The sequence below is a fragment of the Pseudarthrobacter sp. N5 genome, assembly GCF_050157035.1.
GTDB lineage: Bacteria > Actinomycetota > Actinomycetes > Actinomycetales > Micrococcaceae > Arthrobacter.
This window is the reverse complement of the sequence record NZ_CP189593.1, coordinates 3,019,729-3,035,297: the sequence shown is the minus strand read 5'-3', so window position 1 is coordinate 3,035,297 and position 15,569 is coordinate 3,019,729. Positions and strand designations below refer to the sequence as shown.

The following is a 15,569-nucleotide window of genomic DNA, read 5'->3' as shown; positions in this document are numbered from 1 at the left end:
GGCGCCGGCTCTGTTCGGTATAAACGATGGCCAGGCGAAGCGGAAACCGCAGCAGGAGGGATCAGGGGGCAAGCCCGTGCCGGACAATCGAATCCAAAAAATTGTCTTTCGGGGCCTCAAGCCCCAGTTCCTTGAGTCTGCCGGCCAGCAACAAGCCCAGCGCCTTGTGGCCGGTGGCGTTCATATGGACGCCGTCTGCCAGATTCTTGGCTTGATCGTACTTGGTCAGCCAGTCGCCGACACTGACGAAGGGAATCGAGTTCCTCGCAGCTATGGTTCCCAGCAGCGAGTCCACCTGGGTCCGCCTGCCGCCGCCGTAGCTGGTGCCGCGGGCGAGCGTACCGATCATGGCGAGTTTCGTACCCGGGTAGCGCTGGCGGAGGCTGAGGATCAGGCGCTCGGCATTTGCCACAATCTGCGCGTCCGTGGCGCCACGGGCGGCATCATTGCCGCCGCCCTCGATGACCAGAAGCGAAGGTGATCCAAACGGAAGCTTCCAGTCTCCCCGCTGCAAAGCATCGATGTAGTTGCCCGTCTTTCCGTTGGCGGCCACGAATCCGGTTCCTCCGAGGCCGCAAAAATGGACGTTGTAGCCCATTGCTGCGAGTCCCTGCCGTGGCCAGCCAGTGACCGGCTCGGACTGAGAGTCTCCGATCAGCACAACGGTATGCCTGATGTCAGCAACAATGACCTCATCCCTGCCATTGGCAGGGTTCCGGTAGAGAGAACCCACTGGCAGGCTGGCAGGGTTGATCTCCGGAGCCAGTTGCTGGTTGACCGCGGATCCTGTAGTCAGGGGTGCGGCCAGAGCCTTGGGGGACTTGGCTGATGACGTGGAAGAGGCAGAACCGGGCACTTCTGCCGAAGGCGGCGGCGACGAGGCGGGCGCAACCGCGGTAGAAGAAGAGCTGCCGTGGGTTCGTGGATCCTGGGATTCTTGGGGCTGCCCGCAGCCGCTTAGAAGGACGCCGGCGGCGATCATCGGTGCGACAAGGCGGGTCAGAGCTGAGGCTTTTCGCATCAATGGTCTCCGGTACTTGCTTGTAGCTATCACAGTAATGATGGGGCATCAAGTCATGAAAATCCAGTGAGATTTCTCACAGGCGAGGACGTGGCCTTCTCGATTTGGCAGCAGGGCGCGGAAGCCGGGCATTTTTGATTTTTAGGCCAATAAATGACCCAGCGTTTAGACTCTTAGAAGGTGCCCTGTGTCAAAGGGGCTTATCCGTCGTGCGTTCCGGTTGGAAATGTCGCGATATAACAGCTGACTTCACCACTGAATCGAGCCATTACGCATGTCTGAAACCACCACCAACACCGCCGCAAACACTGCATCGCGCAGTGATCTGCGCAACGTCGCGATCGTGGCCCACGTTGACCACGGCAAGACCACCCTGGTCGACGCCATGCTCAAGCAGACCAACTCCTTTGCCGCGCACAACCACCTTGAAGACCGCGTGATGGACTCTGGTGACCTGGAGCGCGAAAAGGGCATCACCATCCTGGCCAAGAACACCACGGTTGCCTACAACGGCCCGTCGTCCAAGGGCGAGACCATTACCATCAACGTGATCGACACTCCCGGCCACGCCGACTTCGGCGGCGAGGTGGAGCGCGGCCTGTCCATGGTTGACGGCGTTGTACTGCTGGTTGATGCCTCCGAGGGCCCTCTGCCGCAGACGCGCTTTGTGTTGCGCAAGGCTCTGGCCGCGCACCTGCCTGTAATCCTCTTGGTTAACAAGACGGACCGGCCCGACGCGCGGATCGAAGAAGTTGTCCACGAGTCCATGGACCTCCTCCTGGGCCTGGCCTCAGACCTTGCCGACGAAGTACCGGACCTTGACCTGGACAAGATCCTCAACGTTCCCGTGGTCTACGCGGCAGCCAAGGTTGGCCGCGCGTCCCTCGATCAGCCGGCAGACGGCTCGGCACCCGAAAACGAGGATCTGGAGCCGCTGTTCAAGACAATCATCGAGCACATCCCGGCCCCCACCTACAACCCGAACGGTGTCCTGCAGGCGCATGTCACCAACCTGGACGCCTCCCCGTTCCTGGGCCGCCTGGCGCTGCTCCGTATCTACAACGGCACCCTCCGCAAGGGCCAGACCGTTGCTTGGGCACGGGCAAACGGTGAGCTCAAGAACGTCAAGATCACCGAACTGCTTGCCACCAAGGCACTGGACCGTGTCCCCACCGACTCCGCGGGACCCGGTGAGATCGTGGCCGTGGCCGGCATCGAGGAAATCACCATCGGTGAGACACTGACCGACGTCGACAACCCCCAGCCGCTGCCCCTCATCACCGTGGATGACCCCGCGATCTCCATGACCATCGGTATCAACACCTCCCCGCTGGCCGGCAAGGTCAAGGGCGCCAAGGTCACGGCGCGCCAGGTCAAGGACCGTCTGGACAAGGAACTCATCGGTAACGTATCCATCAGGGTGCTGCCCACCGAGCGTCCCGACTCCTGGGAAGTCCAGGGCCGTGGCGAGCTGGCGCTGGCCATCCTCGTGGAGCAGATGCGCCGCGAAGGCTTCGAGCTCACCGTCGGCAAGCCGCAAGTTGTTACCCGCATCGTCGACGGCAAGATCCACGAGCCGATGGAGCACATGACCATCGACGTCCCGGAGGAGTACCTCGGTTCCGTCACGCAGCTCATGGCCGCCCGAAAGGGCCGCATGACCAATATGGCCAACCACGGTACCGGCTGGTGCCGGATGGAATTCATCGTTCCGGCCCGTGGCCTCATCGGTTTCCGCACCAAGTTCCTCACCGACACCCGTGGCGCAGGCATTGCAGCCTCGATCTCCGAAGGCTACGAGCCGTGGGCCGGCCCCATCGAGTACCGCACCAACGGCTCCATGATCGCAGACCGCGCGGGTGTGGTGACCCCGTTCGCCATGATCAACCTCCAGGAGCGCGGTTCCTTCTTCGTCCGGGCCACCTCTGAGGTCTACGAAGGCATGATCGTCGGCGAGAACTCCCGCGCCGACGACATGGATGTCAACATCACCAAGGAAAAGAAGCTCACCAACATGCGTGCCGCTTCCTCCGACACCTTCGAGAACCTGACGCCGCCGCGCGACCTGACCCTCGAGGAATCCCTCGAATTCGCCCGCGAAGACGAGTGCGTTGAGGTCACACCGGATTCCATCCGTATCCGCAAGCTCATCCTGGACATCAACGAGCGCAGCAAGGCCAACCGCGCCCGCGCGAAGTCCTAGTTTCCGCGCCTCATACTCTTGGGCACGGATGAACTGTGACTAGAAGAGCTGCCGGGACGGCAGGCGGTCTTGCCGCCGCCGTGCCGGCAGCTCTCTTTGCTGCCGTAGCCGGAACGGCTTTACACCGCCAGCAGCTGGTGATTTCCGACGTCGGTCTACCCTTGGGGGCCGTGGCCGCCCTGCTTCTACTTGGCTCACTCCAGCTACTGCTGGGGGCCGCCTTCCGCTCCGTGGTTCCGACTGCGGCTACCGGGGTGCTGTGCTACATGCTGACGGGTTGGTGGTCCACCCTGGAGGTGGGAAAGCGCCTCATCCTTGGCGATCTGGCGGGAAATCTCTGGGTATACGGCATCGCAGTAGTCACTCTGGCTGTGCTGGCGTGGTGCCGGCGGTACCGCCGTCCCGCCGTGCAAGAGCAGGTTTCCGGGGAGTCTGGCTAGTCTGCTGACGGATCCCGGTGGTGGGCGATCATCAGCGAGGTGGCCACGCCGTCGTCGTCCGCGGGAAGTGCCATGTACTCCTCAATCACGGCGCGGAGCTTGCCGAGCATCTCCTCGCGGCGTGCGGGATTGAATTTGACGCCCAACCGCCAGACTTCGATGTCCTCCGGCGGCAGGTTCCTCGTTTCCTGGAGAAATGTCTCGATCAGCACCGGCGAGACATTATTCACGGGAGTGCTCCACGACATACGGCTGGCGATGTAGGGAACTTCCGTCGCTCCGCGCTTGCCTTTCCGGTGCTCTTCGGCGAGCAGGAACCCCGTCCGGACCAGGGTGCGGACGTGGTGGAGGCTGGAGGCGGGGTTGATTCCGAGGAGTTCCGAGATCTCCTTGTTGGTCCGGGGCTGGTGCAGGCATAGCCGCAGAATCCGCAACCGCAGCGGTGAGCTCAGTGCACGGCCCCTGGCCTGCAGGTCTGCTTCGCCGCTCTCCGGTGGGGCTGTCATAGTGCACAGTGTAGCCAGCAACTGTTGCCGTGACTGCCGAATCCACCCAAACGGGTAGAGTTGCCGCGTCCCTGTGCTGGCCGTATCCGTGCTGGTGGCCTCAGAATTTGAAGTGGGCCTACACTCAGCGCCGCTGGTCTGGCTGCCTTCTGAGGGCGGAGCTTCCGGCGGGCGCTTAGGTGGACCGGTGGCTGACGCCGCGCCATGATCACTGCCGACCTGGTCCGGATGGCAGCCATGGCGGCCGTTCCGCTGCTGTGGTGGGGCGGGATTCTTGAAATCTGGCAGCTATACGTCATCGCGGCCGTGGTGGGAACAGATACCGTTTTCTTCGATGTGTCCTATCAGAGCTTCGTGCCTGCTGACCCTCGTGACGGCGCCGGTGCTTTTTGTAGGGAGTCCTTGGGGTATCTGGTGTCTGCCGTCTTCCTCGGCCGCACCCGCGACCACGAACAGGGGCTCCCGGCAACAGAACGGCGTCCTCTTGCTGCGGAATACGGGAGGGGCTGGCCTTTGTGGTCCGCCACCCGCGGATCAGCCGCATTGCGGCCTGAGGTAGGCTGCGGCACACTCAAAGCGGCCGGGAGAGGCGCCGCACGGGCTCCGGCGGCACCTCCTTGGCAGCCACCACAAGGTCCAGGGGAATCACGACGTCGGAGCGCCGGGTGCGGACCGTGGACTCGCCGTCGGCGGTTTGCACCAGATAGCCCAGCGCGTCCGTCAGGCCGTCGTCGATTCTGTAGCGCACTACCACACGGGTGCCGGGGGCAGCGGCAGCAAGGAATTCCCGGGGCGAAGGCGTCGTCGAAGTCACCAGTTCATACTATGACGCACCGCTACTATGACGCCGGCTAGGTTCGCGGGATCAGACTGGGAGATAATAGGCTCGGTAGTCAACAGTCCGGCATAAGCGCCGGAAGCAATAACCGGCCGGCAGCCGGAACCAACGTGGAGAGGTCGGGACGTGACGTACGTAATCGCGCAGCCCTGTGTGGATGTTAAGGACAAGGCATGTATTGAGGAGTGCCCGGTCGACTGCATCTATGAAGGTGAGCGTTCCCTCTACATCCATCCGGACGAGTGCGTTGACTGTGGTGCCTGCGAACCTGTATGTCCGGTGGAAGCGATCTACTACGAAGACGACACCCCGGACGAATGGGCCGATTACTACAAGGCCAATGTCGAATTTTTCGATGTCCTTGGCTCACCGGGCGGAGCAGCAAAGATCGGCAACACGGGCACAGACCACCCCATGATTGCCGCCCTGCCGCCTCAGAACCAAGACCACTAGGCAGGCATGGCGGTGGCATCTGCCGTGGGCAGCTTCGGTCTCAGCCTCCCTGACTATCCCTGGGAAGCCATGGCGCCTTACCTCGCCACTGCGGCGAAGCATCCGGGCGGGACAGTCAATCTTTCCATCGGCACCCCGGTGGACCCTACGCCGCCGCTCGTGCAGGAAGCCCTCAGGAGCGCAGCCGACGCCCCGGGCTACCCGACTGTGCACGGCACGATTGCCTTGCGCGAGGCCGTCGTGGCCTGGTTTGAGCGCCGCCGCGGGGTAGCCGGACTCGATCCGCGGGACGTTATGCCCACCGTCGGCTCCAAGGAGCTGGTTGCGTGGCTGCCACTGCTGCTGGGGCTTAAACCGGGCGACGTTGTGGTCCGTCCTACCGTCGCCTATCCCACGTATGACATCGGCGCGACTCTTGCAGGGGCAACATCTGTGGCTGCTGACCGCCTCTCTGAGCTCGATCCGGCCACCCGCGCCAAGGTGCGGCTGATCTGGGTCAACTCTCCGGGAAACCCAACCGGCAGCGTCCGCGATGCCGCATCCCTGAAGGTTCTGGTGGACCAGGCGAGGGAACTCGGCGCAGTGGTGGCATCGGACGAATGCTACGCCGAACTCGGCTGGGACGAATGGGACCTGCAGCGTGGCGGCAAAGCAGTGCCCAGCATCCTGGATCCCCGGGTCGCCGGAGGCTCGCATGAGGGGCTTCTCGCCGTCTATTCGCTGAGCAAGCAGTCCAATCTGGCCGGGTACCGGGCGGCCTTCGTCGCTGGCGACCCGGCAATAATGGCCAACCTGGTGAACAGCCGCAAGCACGCGGGCATGATCGTGCCATACCCGGTTCAGGAGGCCATGCGTGTTGCCCTCGGCGATGACGCCCATGTGCAGGCGCAGAAGGATCTTTACCGCGGACGCCGGGAACGGATTATTCCGGCACTGCGGCGGTTCGGCCTGGAAATCCATGAATCCAAGGCTGGCCTTTACCTGTGGTCCACTGCTGGTGAAGCCACCTGGGACACGGTGGGAAGGCTCGCCGAGCGGGGGATAGTGGTGGGCCCCGGGGTGTTTTACGGCGACGCCGGCAACGGCTATGTCCGCGTGGCGTTGACCGGAACGGACGAGCGCATCGACGCCGCAGTGTCCCGTCTGGCCACAGGCCCGTAACAATCGTGTGACTCGCACCACAACTGGAGCCTTTTGGGTGCTGTTCGTGGATACAGGATTAGTAGCAGATTGCCATGGGGCGGTACTTTTTAACTGACTATCAATGGTGGCTTTCTACAAGAAGGCAGCCCGGGCGTTGGAAATCCTGTCCCTGACAGGGCGCGCGGCCGGTTCACCGGATGTTGGATCAAGCTTTCTACAGAGGCCCAGACGCCTCATGAAGGGGACTCCATGACTGAGACCAACAGCGCAACCCTGCACCATGCAGGTGGCGAGCTCAAGCTCCCGCGCATCAAGGTTGTTGAAGGAAACGAAGGCTATGACGTTTCCAAGCTGCTGAAGCAGACGGGTGCCGTCGCCTTTGACCCCGGCTTCATGAATACCGCAGCAACCACCTCTGCCATCACCTACATCGACGGCGATGCCGGGATCCTGCGTTACCGCGGATACCCGATCGAGCAGCTTGCCCAGCACTCCAGCTTCCTGGAGGTTTCCTACCTGCTGATTTACGGCAACCTGCCCACCCCCACCGAGCTGGACGCTTTTGACCAGCGCATCCGCCACCACACGTTGCTGCACGAAGAGCTCAAGGGGTTCTTCAGCGGCTTCCCGCGCGATGCCCACCCGATGCCTGTGCTGTCTTCGGCAGTGTCAGCGCTGTCCACTTTCTACCAGGACTCACTCGATCCGTTCAACGCCGAGCAGGTGGAAGTTTCCACCATCCGCCTCATGGCCAAGATGCCGGTCATAGCTGCGTACGCACACAAGAAGTCCATCGGCCAGCCCATGCTGTACCCGGACAACTCCATGAATCTGGTGGAGAACTTCCTCCGCCTCAGCTTTGGTCTGCCGGCGGAGCAGTACGAGATGGACCCGGTGATCGTCAAGGCGCTGGACCTGCTCCTCATCCTGCACGCCGACCACGAGCAGAACTGTTCCACCTCCACCGTGCGGCTGGTGGGTTCCTCAAACGCCAACCTGTTCGCTTCGGTCTCTGCAGGAATCAACGCACTCTTCGGGCCGGCACATGGTGGCGCCAACGAGGCAGTCCTGAAGATGCTGCGACAGATCCAGGCCGACGGCATCAAGCCCGAGGATTACATGGAGAAGGTCAAGAACAAGGAAGACGGCGTCCGCCTGATGGGCTTCGGGCACCGTGTCTACAAGAACTACGATCCCCGCGCCAAGATCATCAAGGCGACGGCACATGAGATCCTCGGCAAGCTCGGCGGCAATGACGAACTCCTGGACATCGCCATGCGACTGGAAGAGAAGGCACTCGGTGATGACTACTTCATCCAGCGCAAGCTCTACCCCAACGTGGACTTCTACACCGGCCTGATCTACAAGGCCATGGGTTTCCCGGAGAAGATGTTCACCGTCCTCTTCGCCATCGGGCGGCTGCCGGGCTGGATTGCCCAGTGGCGCGAAATGATCAGCGATCCGAACACCAAGATCGGCCGTCCGCGGCAGCTCTACACAGGTGAGCCGGAACGCAACTATCCAGTCCGCTGAAGCGGCCTGAACTGACTTAATAGCGACTGTAGCGTCGACGGCGGCTGCTCACCTTGCGAGGTGGGCAGCCGCCGTCGTTGGAGCAACCGGTTCTAAGAGTTGTAGCCCAGTGGGTTGTTCTTCTGCCAGCGCCAGTGGTCCTCGCACATCTGGTCCACGGTTTTTGTGGTAGACCAGCTCAGGTCAGCCAGTGCGGAGTTGGCGTCGGCCCAGAAAGCGGGCAGATCTCCGGCACGGCGGCCCGTGATCTCATAGGGGAGCGCATGTCCCACCGCTTTTTCGAAGGAGCGGAGCACCTCCAGCACGGAAGAGCCCTTGCCTGAGCCCAGGTTCCAGCGGAACACGCCTTCGCGGTCCGCCACGTAATTCAGCGCGGCCACGTGTCCTTCCGCAAGGTCCACCACGTGGATGTAATCGCGGAGGCAGGTGCCGTCCGGGGTGTCGTAGTCGCCGCCGAAAACCATCAGCTTGTCGCGCCGGCCCACGGCCACCTGGGCGATGAAGGGAACGAGGTTGTTCGGAATGCCCTGGGGGTCCTCTCCGATTCGGCCTGAAGGGTGGGCACCCACCGGGTTGAAGTAGCGCAGAAGCGCGATGTGCCAGCGGCTGTCTGCGGCACCGAGGTCAGCGAGGATGTCCTCAATCTGTTCCTTGGTGCGGCCGTACGGGTTGTTGGCGCCAATCTCCATCTTTTCGATGTAGGGGATGGCGTTGTGCTCGCCATAGACCGTGGCTGAGGAACTGAAGACGATGGAGCGGACATCGTGCCGGTCCATCACCCGAATGAGGTTCAGCGTGCCTACAAGGTTGTTGTAGTAGTACTTCAGCGGCTCGCGGACGGATTCCCCCACGGCCTTGAGGCCGGCGAAGTGGACAACGGCGTCAATGGTGTGCCGGGCAAAAACAGCCTCCACGGCGGACTCGTCGACGAGATCCACGTTGTGGAACACCGCGGCCTTGCCGCTCAGCTCAGCGACGCGGCGCAACGACTCTTCGCTCGAGTTCACCAGGTTGTCAATGACCACCACCTCGTGGCCGGCCTCCTGAAGGGACAGAACAGTGTGCGAGCCGATGTAACCGGTGCCTCCGGTGACCAGAATTTTCATGCTCCAACGCTATCCCAATTCCACTGCGTCCCCTGAGTGTTTCAGAAGCTCCACAGCGCCGGTGTGCCACAGCTCCATGGCGGCACATCTGTGCTAAATACTTGGGGGTGCCTAAAATTGTGGATGCCGCTGCCCGGCGCCAGGACGTTGTCCAGGCTGTCTTCCGAATCATCGCCGCCGACGGACTTGAGCGGGCGTCCCTTCGCGAAGTCGCTGACGAGGCCGGACTGGCCGTTGGATCTGTCCGTCACTATTTCTCAAGCAGCGAGGAACTCCTTGCACATTCGTTCGCGGTTGTGGTGGACCGGGTCCTGGCCCGCCTCGCGGCGGCTCAGACAAGGACAGCTTCTCTGGCCACCGGTTCACAGGCGCATCACGATGCGGTTTTAACCCTGCTGGGTGAGTTCCTGCCATTGGATGAGGAAAGCGCAGTGGACGCGTGTGTGTGGATGGCGTTCAAGAATGCCGCCCGGATCCGGCCCTTTCTGTCTGCCGAAGCGGATAGAAGCCACCGCGCGGTGGCCGCCGTCGTCGGGCAGGTTGTTGTGGAGCTCACGGCGGACGACGACGACGGTCAGCATCAACTGGTGACGGAGGCTGAGCGGTTGCTCGCCATTCTTGACGGACTGACGATGCACGCGCTGCTTCAACCGGAGTGGATGACTGCGGCGATGTGCCGCGATGTACTCGAATCCCATCTGTCAGGGATGCGGAGCGGGCGGGGCTCCGTTAACGTCCGGACACTTCGGGAATAGACTTGGAGCCGGGGAACAAGTAGCCGCTAAACCGGGCCGGCCACATCATGCTAAGGGAGGCATCCGGATGCACCACACAGGCGGTCCAGGCTGGAGAATCACCATGGACACCTCCGGGCCCATGCTCATTGCACTTTACGTGCGCGACACCGCTGGGCTGGATGGTGCCGGACATCCAGCCCTCTCCCACGCCGCCCCGAAGATCCGTGCTGCCGATCATTCCCACCTCACAGGGGAAGTGGGCGGGATCAACGCGCTCAAGACCGAGTGGGAAGCCTGGTGGGAACAACTCCTGAAGGCCCATCCGAAGATGGCTCCGGAGTTGACGCCGCCTAACTTCAAAGCCTTCGGGAATTCGCCCGCGCTCCGCCGTGTGCTGCAGGCCCACTTCGGCGCGGCCCTTACCTGGGCACGTGAGCGGCGTAGCGAATATGCCGAACTGGAAGCTGAACGTGAGGCAACAGGGGCGGCGCAGCTGCTGGGAGACATGGTGGATGACAGGCTGCTTGAAGTCGGCCGGAGTGCCCGGGACTTCACCCTGACCATCATCGAGCTTCCGCTGAACGAACAACGGGCGTGGTATCTGGAACCGGACAAGATCATCATGAGCCATGACCTGCTGTCGCAGCCGGAGGTCTTCCGCAGTTATGTACAGCCGGTTGTGGAGCTGTTGGTCTGAGTCGTGACGGCGGAACTCGAGGAGGAACTGCTTACGAAGCAGGACCCGCCGAGACCGTCACGGTGACTTTGCCGCCTGCTGCGCCGGATTCCTGCCAGCCGTTCCGCGACGAGCGGTTCCAGCTGCGTCCCTCAACATCCACCTGAGTCACGGAGAGTTCCTTGGCGTTGGCCACAGCCCACTGCGCCACGGACCACGCCTGGCCTCCGCTGGCCTCAACCACCACGGTCCCGCCGTCGGCAACTACTGAAACGGCGCCGTAGGCGGCCATGAGCTCGTCAATGAGTGAACCGGTCTGCCCTGCCGAGTCAGGGGAACGTAGGGTGCAGTCCAAAGCTTGAGGGGTCTGGCCCGTCAGCGCGGAGGCGAAAGCGCGGCCCATGCCCTCGTGCTGGGCATACGCCCGCGGAAACGCCGATCGCTGAACCTGCTGTGCGGCATCCGTAATCTCCAAAGAGTCGTAGCCGGCTATCTTCTCGAGCGCGTCATAGAACGCATTTGTGGCGTGGAGCGGATCCATGACCTGCTCTTCTGTGCCCCAGCCCTGCGAGGGCCGCTGCTGAAAGAGACCGCGGGAGTCCGGGCCGGCCTGGTCACCGTGGTCAATATTGCGGAGCTTCGATTCCTGCATTGCCGTGGCAAGAGCAATGGTTGCTGCCCTGGCCGGCATCCCGCGCCGCACCGCCACCGCCGTGATCAGTGCGGCGTTGGCGGCCTGATCGGTGGCAAGTTCCGCCGTCTGGGAACCCACGACTGCGGTGCAGACTTCTGTGACCAGCGTTTCCGAGCGCTGGATAAGGGCCACTGCCACATAAATCCCGCCAGCTGCCAGCGTCAGGGCAAGCACCAGCACTATGGAGCGGCGCAGGCCGCGTCTCCGTGCCACGAAGAGTCCCCCTCAGGCCCTGCTCAGGCCGCTCGAAATGCAGTCATCCACTCAGCGGGTGATCAGTTGCTGTGCAGGGCCTCGTTGAGCTCCACTGTCTGGCCTTTCCGCGGAAGGACCTCGACGGCGCCGCTGGTCGAGTTGCGCCGGAACAGCAGATTGGGAACCCCTGAGAGTTCCACGGCCTTGACTATTTCGGTGGTGTCCTCGCCGTCAGCGTCCTTGGGGCCGAGAATCCTGACCCTCGTACCTGCTGTCACATACAGGCCGGCCTCAACCACTGAATCGTCCCCTATGCTGATGCCCACGCCCGAGTTGGCCCCCAGCAGCACGCGCTCGCCCAGTGCGATCTTTTCCTTGCCTCCGCCAGAGAGCGTGCCCATGATCGATGCGCCGCCGCCAACGTCGGTGCCGTCGCCGGCCACCACTCCGGCTGAGATTCGGCCTTCGACCATGGAGTTGCCGAGCGTGCCGGCGTTGAAGTTCACAAATCCTTCGTGCATGACAGTGGTACCTTCGGCGAGGTGCGCGCCCAGCCGGACGCGGTCGGCGTCGGCGATGCGCACACCGGAGGGGACAACGTAGTCCACCATGCGCGGGAACTTGTCTACACCGTAGACGGTCACTGCACCTCGTTTGCGCAGTTTTGCCCGGGTGAGCTCAAATCCTTCCACGGCGGCTGGCCCGAAGTTGGTCCAGACCACGTTGGGCAGCTTGCCGAAGACGCCGTCCAGGTTGATGGTGTTAGGCCGGACCAGCCGGTGGGAGAGCAGGTGCAGGCGCAGGTAGGCATCGGCGGTATCCGCCGGGGCTTCGTCGAGGTTGATCTGGACGAAGACCACCTTTTGTTCTGTGCCGCGGTCCGCGTCCGCGCCGGATTCCGCGATGCCGGTCAGTGCGTCATCAGCGTTCTCCACCGCCCGGAGGTGTTCTGCCGCCACTCCGAGCTTCGGAGCCGGGAACCAGACGTCCAGGAAAGTGGCTTCACCGTTGCCGGTGGCGATGGTGGCCACCCCGAAGCCGTAGGCGGAGCGGGAATCGGCGGGTACGGGCTGGTTAGCGCCTTCGGGATGTTCTGCGGGCACAGCGGAAGCAGCAGTTTCAGTCATGCCTCCAGTCTAACGAGGCGCCCTGCAGTCGCCGAAACCGAACCGGACCCAACTGAGTCGCATTTGTGGTCGTTCTGGCGCGTCAGAACGACCACAAATGCGGGTTACTTGGGCCAAGGTGCGGGACCGGCGCGGGATAAAGTGGAACCGTGACTCTTCCACCGACTCCCGTCCGGCTTGATCTCCGCCAGGACGTTGCCCTCCTGACCGCCGCCCTGATCGACATCAACAGCGTGTCCGGAAACGAAAAAGAACTGGCCGACGCCGTCGAACGTGCCCTGCGCGGCATCGGCGGCCTTGACGTGGTCCGCGACGGCGATTCGCTGATCGCCCGCACCAGCCTGGGACGCCCCGAGCGCGTTATTCTTGCCGGTCATCTGGACACTGTTCCGCTCCCTGTCACCGAGGGATCGCTGGGCACCGTTCCCTCCACCTGGCCATCGGGTGTACCTGGCGAAGGCGTTCTGTACGGCCGTGGTGCCACGGATATGAAGGGGGGCGTTGCCGTCCAGCTCGCACTTGCAGCTTCACTGTTCGACGACGGCGCTCAACCGGGCAAGGATGTCACTTTCGTTTTCTACGACCACGAGGAAGTGGAGGCGGTCAAGAGCGGTCTCGGAAGGCTTGTCCGCAACCACGGCAAACTCCTCGACGGCGACTTCGCCATCCTGCTGGAACCAACGGACGGGACGGTCGAGGGCGGATGTAACGGAACCATGCGCTTTGAGGCGACCACTGCCGGCGAGGCAGCGCATTCGGCACGGGCGTGGATGGGCAGGAATGCGATCCACGCCGCGGCACCCATCCTTGAACGGCTGGCGTCCTATGAACCATGGACCATCAATGTGGACGGCCTGGACTACCGGGAAAGCCTCAACGCCGTAAAAATCAACGGCGGCACCGCGGGCAACGTCATTCCCGACCGCTGCGTCGTCGAGATCAACTACCGTTTCGCCCCGGACAAGACCCCGGACCAGGCAGAAGTTCACGTGCGTGAGCTCCTCGCCGGCTTCGACGTCGTGCGGACGGACAGCGCCGCGGGCGCGCGTCCGGGACTTAATCATCCGGCGGCCGCGTCCTTCGTGGCCGCAGTGGGTGCCGAGCCGAAACCCAAATACGGCTGGACCGACGTCGCGCGTTTCAGCGAGCTGGGCATCCCGGCGGTCAATTTCGGACCCGGTGACCCCTTGCTGGCACATAAGGACAATGAACACGTCGACGCCGGTGCAATCCGCGAGTGCCTGCGCGCCCTGCGGACCTGGCTGGCCGGATAGCTCCGGAGCGAGCGTCGGAGCGTCCTGAAAGCAGAAGGTCCGCAGCCTCCACGGCTGCGGACCTTCTCCCTTCTGCGGTGCGTTACTTGATCAGGGTGGCGACCCCGGCAGTTGGCGCCTTGGCCACGCCGCCCGCGGCCTTTTTGGAACCGCGGCGTTCGATCCAGATGGCCAGGCGGGACACCGAGAGGTTGATCAGGATGTAGATCGCGGCTCCCACAAAAAATGCGGAGAACAGCAGGCTCGGCTCCAGGTCCGAGATCAGCTTCACCTTACGCAGCAACTCCTCGTACGCCACGATGTAGCCGAGTGAGGTGTCCTTGAGCAGGACCACCAGTTGGGCGATCAGCGACGGAAGCATCCGGCGGATGGCCTGCGGGAACTCGACGGACACACGCGACTGGAAGCTTCGCAGGCCGATGGCCAGGCCGGCCTCGCGCTGACCCTTGGGCAGTGATTGGATGCCGGCCCGCAGGATCTCCGCGAAAATTGCCGCGTTGTACAGGACCAGGCCGGTCACGACGGCCACATACGGGCTGGTGGCAAAGACAAGCAGCACGAACAGGATCATCAGGACCACCGGCATGCCGCGCAGGAACTCCAGCACCACCTGCGTGGGGATGCGGACCCAGGCAATCAGGGAAATGCGCAGGAGGCACAGGGCAACACCCAGCGGAAACGCGATGACGGCGGCTACAGCAGCCGCCTGCAGGGTTGACAGCACACCAAGACCCAGCTGGGTCCAGACGTCCCTGGCCGACTCGTTGACGAATACGGCCCAGCGTGCTGAATCAAAGATCCCCTGGCTGGAGAGGATGACCACGGCCCCCACCACGCCGCCGGCGATGATGAGGGAACCCACGACCGAGCCGATGAGCGAGACGCGCCGCGCCTTGGGACCGGGTACGTCATACAGGACTGAACTCATCGGGCGATCGCCACCTTACGTTCGACATAGTGGGCAAGGAGGCCAAGCGGCACCGTGAGCAGGAGATAGAAGATCGCAACGCCGATCAGCACCCACATGACGGCGTCGCCGCGGCTATTGGAGAGCTGCAGTCCGTAGCCGAACAGCTCCAGGACGAAGAAGGCACCGGCAACGGATGAGTTCTTCACCAAGGCGATCAGGATGTTGATAAGGGGCGGCACCACGGTTCGCAGCGCCTGCGGCAGCACAATCAGGCCCAGGACCTGCGTAAATGTCATGCCGATGCTTCGGGCAGCTTCAGCCTGGCCGACGGCAACGCTGTTCACGCCCGAGCGGACGGCTTCGGCCACGAACGCCGCAGTGTAGCCGCTCAAGGCGATGATCGCTGCCACTTCAAACTGATCGAACTTGATCCCCAGGCGCGGCAGCACGATGGCTGAGAAAAAGAAGAGGATGGTGAGCGGGGTGTTCCTGGCCACTTCCACGTAAAACGTGCTGAAGCCCCGCAGCGCGGCCACGGGCGACACGCGCATGGCGGCCAGGACTGTGCCGAAAACTAGGGCGATGACGCCGGAGACTCCGGCCAGAAACAATGTGCGGAGGAATCCGTCCCAGTATTGCGGGAGGCTTTCAATAATGACGTCCATGATGTCCTTCGGCGACGGCGGAAAGGCGAACCCTGACGAAGGTGGCTG

16 protein-coding genes are annotated in these 15,569 nt (G+C 63.0%); 8 read left to right on the top strand and 8 right to left on the bottom strand.

Annotated elements, in window-relative coordinates:
* Positions 1-61 precede the first annotated feature (61 nt).
* Positions 62-982, bottom strand: coding sequence for an SGNH/GDSL hydrolase family protein (locus ACQCST_RS14570; protein ID WP_426999191.1), 921 nt, complete (start codon positions 980-982; stop codon positions 62-64).
* 313 nt (positions 983-1,295) lie between these two features.
* On the opposite strand from ACQCST_RS14570, the gene typA reads away from it, so the two are divergent.
* Together typA and ACQCST_RS14560 are read left to right on the top strand one after the other, a co-directional pair.
* Complete coding sequence (gene typA / locus ACQCST_RS14565) at positions 1,296-3,224, top strand: translational GTPase TypA (protein ID WP_426996461.1); 1,929 nt, start codon at positions 1,296-1,298, stop codon at positions 3,222-3,224.
* A 35-nt stretch (positions 3,225-3,259) separates the two neighbouring features.
* Positions 3,260-3,664, top strand: a complete 405-nt coding sequence (locus ACQCST_RS14560; RefSeq protein WP_426996460.1) for a hypothetical protein — start codon at positions 3,260-3,262, stop codon at positions 3,662-3,664.
* Here the strand turns inward: ACQCST_RS14560 and ACQCST_RS14555 are convergent.
* Both ACQCST_RS14555 and ACQCST_RS14550 read right to left on the bottom strand, forming a co-directional pair.
* A complete protein-coding gene (locus tag ACQCST_RS14555; RefSeq protein WP_426996459.1) occupies positions 3,661-4,170 on the bottom strand; it encodes a helix-turn-helix domain-containing protein in 510 nt (169 codons plus the stop codon). The two genes, ACQCST_RS14560 and ACQCST_RS14555, sit on opposite strands and share 4 nt — an antisense overlap.
* Positions 4,171-4,741: 571 nt before the next feature.
* Positions 4,742-4,984 (bottom strand): hypothetical protein, encoded by a 243-nt coding sequence (locus ACQCST_RS14550; protein WP_426996458.1) that lies wholly within the window; start codon positions 4,982-4,984, stop codon positions 4,742-4,744.
* A 150-nt stretch (positions 4,985-5,134) separates the two neighbouring features.
* On the opposite strand from ACQCST_RS14550, the gene fdxA reads away from it, so the two are divergent.
* From fdxA to ACQCST_RS14535, 3 genes are all read left to right on the top strand, one after another.
* A complete protein-coding gene (gene fdxA, locus ACQCST_RS14545) occupies positions 5,135-5,461 on the top strand; it encodes a ferredoxin (protein ID WP_426996457.1) in 327 nt (108 codons plus the stop codon).
* Between the two features lie 6 nt (positions 5,462-5,467).
* Positions 5,468-6,622 carry a succinyldiaminopimelate transaminase gene (gene dapC / locus ACQCST_RS14540; protein WP_426996456.1) on the top strand — a complete coding sequence of 385 codons (1,155 nt, stop codon included), beginning with the start codon at positions 5,468-5,470 and terminating at the stop codon, positions 6,620-6,622.
* Between the two features lie 231 nt (positions 6,623-6,853).
* Positions 6,854-8,137, top strand: coding sequence for a citrate synthase (locus ACQCST_RS14535; RefSeq protein WP_426996455.1), 1,284 nt, complete (start codon positions 6,854-6,856; stop codon positions 8,135-8,137).
* Positions 8,138-8,229: 92 nt separating this feature from the next.
* On the opposite strand, the gene galE is transcribed toward ACQCST_RS14535, so the two are convergent.
* Complete coding sequence (gene galE, locus ACQCST_RS14530; protein WP_426996454.1) at positions 8,230-9,243, bottom strand: UDP-glucose 4-epimerase GalE; 1,014 nt, start codon at positions 9,241-9,243, stop codon at positions 8,230-8,232.
* A gap of 107 nt (positions 9,244-9,350) precedes the next feature.
* On the opposite strand from galE, the gene ACQCST_RS14525 reads away from it, so the two are divergent.
* Complete coding sequence (locus tag ACQCST_RS14525) at positions 9,351-9,998, top strand: TetR/AcrR family transcriptional regulator (RefSeq protein WP_426996453.1); 648 nt, start codon at positions 9,351-9,353, stop codon at positions 9,996-9,998.
* A 67-nt stretch (positions 9,999-10,065) separates the two neighbouring features.
* Positions 10,066-10,677 carry a hypothetical protein gene (locus ACQCST_RS14520; RefSeq protein WP_426996452.1) on the top strand — a complete coding sequence of 204 codons (612 nt, stop codon included), beginning with the start codon at positions 10,066-10,068 and terminating at the stop codon, positions 10,675-10,677.
* 31 nt (positions 10,678-10,708) lie between these two features.
* On the opposite strand, the gene ACQCST_RS14515 is transcribed toward ACQCST_RS14520, so the two are convergent.
* Positions 10,709-11,563: a hypothetical protein gene (locus ACQCST_RS14515; protein WP_426996451.1), complete on the bottom strand. Its 855-nt coding sequence runs from the start codon at positions 11,561-11,563 to the stop codon at positions 10,709-10,711.
* A gap of 62 nt (positions 11,564-11,625) precedes the next feature.
* Positions 11,626-12,672, bottom strand: coding sequence for a 2,3,4,5-tetrahydropyridine-2,6-dicarboxylate N-succinyltransferase (gene dapD, locus ACQCST_RS14510; RefSeq protein WP_426996450.1), 1,047 nt, complete (start codon positions 12,670-12,672; stop codon positions 11,626-11,628).
* A gap of 149 nt (positions 12,673-12,821) precedes the next feature.
* On the opposite strand from dapD, the gene dapE reads away from it, so the two are divergent.
* The gene (gene dapE, locus ACQCST_RS14505; RefSeq protein WP_426996449.1) at positions 12,822-13,946 is read left to right on the top strand and encodes a succinyl-diaminopimelate desuccinylase; all 1,125 of its coding nucleotides are present in this window, start codon (positions 12,822-12,824) and stop codon (positions 13,944-13,946) included.
* 82 nt (positions 13,947-14,028) lie between these two features.
* Here dapE and ACQCST_RS14500 read toward each other — a convergent pair whose 3' ends face one another.
* Together ACQCST_RS14500 and ACQCST_RS14495 are read right to left on the bottom strand one after the other, a co-directional pair.
* Positions 14,029-14,874, bottom strand: a complete 846-nt coding sequence (locus tag ACQCST_RS14500; protein ID WP_426996448.1) for an amino acid ABC transporter permease — start codon at positions 14,872-14,874, stop codon at positions 14,029-14,031.
* A complete protein-coding gene (locus ACQCST_RS14495) occupies positions 14,871-15,521 on the bottom strand; it encodes an amino acid ABC transporter permease (RefSeq protein WP_426996447.1) in 651 nt (216 codons plus the stop codon). The genes ACQCST_RS14500 and ACQCST_RS14495 overlap by 4 nt, the downstream gene beginning before the upstream one ends.
* Positions 15,522-15,569 lie beyond the last annotated feature (48 nt).

Excerpts from the sequence above, each read along its gene's own strand:
- ACQCST_RS14520 (WP_426996452.1), top strand. The coding sequence starts at position 10,066 with ATGCACCACACAGGCGGTCCAGGCTGGAGAATCACCATGGACACCTCC.
- ACQCST_RS14535 (WP_426996455.1), top strand. The coding sequence starts at position 6,854 with ATGACTGAGACCAACAGCGCAACCCTGCACCATGCAGGTGGCGAGCTC.
- galE (WP_426996454.1), bottom strand. The coding sequence starts at position 9,243 with ATGAAAATTCTGGTCACCGGAGGCACCGGTTACATCGGCTCGCACACT.
- ACQCST_RS14495 (WP_426996447.1), bottom strand. The coding sequence starts at position 15,521 with ATGGACGTCATTATTGAAAGCCTCCCGCAATACTGGGACGGATTCCTC.
- ACQCST_RS14555 (WP_426996459.1), bottom strand. The coding sequence starts at position 4,170 with ATGACAGCCCCACCGGAGAGCGGCGAAGCAGACCTGCAGGCCAGGGGC.
- dapD (WP_426996450.1), bottom strand. The coding sequence starts at position 12,672 with ATGACTGAAACTGCTGCTTCCGCTGTGCCCGCAGAACATCCCGAAGGC.
- dapC (WP_426996456.1), top strand. The coding sequence starts at position 5,468 with ATGGCGGTGGCATCTGCCGTGGGCAGCTTCGGTCTCAGCCTCCCTGAC.
- typA (WP_426996461.1), top strand. The coding sequence starts at position 1,296 with ATGTCTGAAACCACCACCAACACCGCCGCAAACACTGCATCGCGCAGT.
- ACQCST_RS14500 (WP_426996448.1), bottom strand. The coding sequence starts at position 14,874 with ATGAGTTCAGTCCTGTATGACGTACCCGGTCCCAAGGCGCGGCGCGTC.
- ACQCST_RS14570 (WP_426999191.1), bottom strand. The coding sequence starts at position 982 with ATGATCGCCGCCGGCGTCCTTCTAAGCGGCTGCGGGCAGCCCCAAGAA.